The organism is Pseudomonas sp. PS02303 (assembly GCF_029959925.1).
In the GTDB taxonomy this organism is placed as follows: domain Bacteria; phylum Pseudomonadota; class Gammaproteobacteria; order Pseudomonadales; family Pseudomonadaceae; genus Aquipseudomonas; species Aquipseudomonas mandelii.
This window is the reverse complement of the sequence record NZ_JASCOM010000514.1, coordinates 1-1,443: the sequence shown is the minus strand read 5'-3', so window position 1 is coordinate 1,443 and position 1,443 is coordinate 1. Positions and strand designations below refer to the sequence as shown.

Genomic DNA, 1,443 nt, shown 5'->3' with positions numbered 1-1,443 from the left:
GTGTATCAGGCAACACAAATGTCGACTGACACTCCGTCATCGCGAGCAGGCTCACTCCCACATTTTGATCGGCGTTACGGCAACAAAATCACCTTGTCCCCAGCACCTTGGTTCACTTCTTCATACCGCTCCAGCCCTTCGGCCAGCGGCGATTCAAACAACCCTTCCGGCAACGGCAACAACCCCTGATCAAAGAACTTGCCGAACTGATCGAGCATCGCCGCACACGCCTGCACGCCATACAACAACGAATTGATCCCCACCACCGAACCGCCCTTGCGATACAACGCCAGCGCCGGCAGTTGCACCATGCCGTCGACCGGCGCCGCGATGATCGCGATGCGGCCGAACGCCGCGAGCGCCGGGACCGAGGCCGGTAGCCAGAAGCCGGTGGTGTCGAAAATCACGTCGGCGCCGCCGGTATACACGGCCTGCACCTGCGCGCCCAGCTCCTCCGGTTTATCCAGTTGCAGCGTCTGATACCCCTGCGCCTGGAGATCCTTGACCTGCTCGGGTCGCCGCGCCGCCGCCAGGACTTGAGCACCCCGCACCTTGGCCAACGCCAGCGCGGCACTGCCGACCGCTCCGCCGCCGATCACCAACAGCCGCGTTGCAGCAGTCACCAGACTGCGTTCCAGCGCATCCCACGCCGTGGTGTAGGGCACGCCGAGGCTGGCGGCCTGGGCGAAGCTCAGATGGGTGGGTTTGAGCGCCACTCCATTGGCCGGCAGTTTGACGAATTGCGCATGGGAGCCATCGGCAAAAAAACCCAGTTCACGACCGGTGCCCCAGACTTCCTGACCGATCAGTGTCTGCGGCCCTTCAACCACCACACCGGCGAAATCCCGACCGGGAATCCGTGGCAAGGTGGTGTAGGGAAACCGTCCCAACACGTTCTTCACATCGCTGGGGTTGAGGCCGGCCGCCTTGATCTGCACCAGCACTTCATCGGCGCCGGGAACGGGGGTCGGGACATCGACATAACGCAAGGCCGAGAGGTCGCCGGTCTGGTCGAATTGCAGTGCTTTCATGGGAGTGTCCATCGCATAAAGAAAGGGGTTTCAGGAGACCCAGCCCGCCACCAGTTGCCGGCCCATGGGCCACAACTTTTCGCCGGCGAGCATGCCCAGCAGGCCCACCAGGGCAATGGCCGGTGGGGCGGGCGAACGAAAATCCAGTGCGCCGTAGAGCAGGCCGACGCCCAGACCAATGACCAGCGAGATGAGGTAGCTCATGGCAGACTCCGTGGGCAAACAAGGTATGCCTGAAGTCTAAAGAGCGGTGGCGGCGGGCATCGGCCAAGTGCTTCTGAATATCGGCCAAAGCGCGGCGGGTGCACTGCCAATTGTGTAGCGGCGGAGCCCTGTAGGCGTGAGCCTGTTCGCGATAGCGGAGTGTCAGTCGACATCTGTGCTACCTGATACACCGCTATCGCGAGCAGGC

Annotated in this window: 2 protein-coding genes; both read right to left on the bottom strand. The window is 62.7% G+C overall.

Annotated elements, in window-relative coordinates:
- Positions 1-74: 74 nt before the first annotated feature.
- The gene (locus QMX98_RS34575; protein ID WP_282412079.1) at positions 75-1,031 is read right to left on the bottom strand and encodes a zinc-binding alcohol dehydrogenase family protein; all 957 of its coding nucleotides are present in this window, start codon (positions 1,029-1,031) and stop codon (positions 75-77) included.
- Between the two features lie 30 nt (positions 1,032-1,061).
- Positions 1,062-1,235, bottom strand: a complete 174-nt coding sequence (locus QMX98_RS34570; protein ID WP_010458583.1) for a DUF1427 family protein — start codon at positions 1,233-1,235, stop codon at positions 1,062-1,064.
- Positions 1,236-1,443 lie beyond the last annotated feature (208 nt).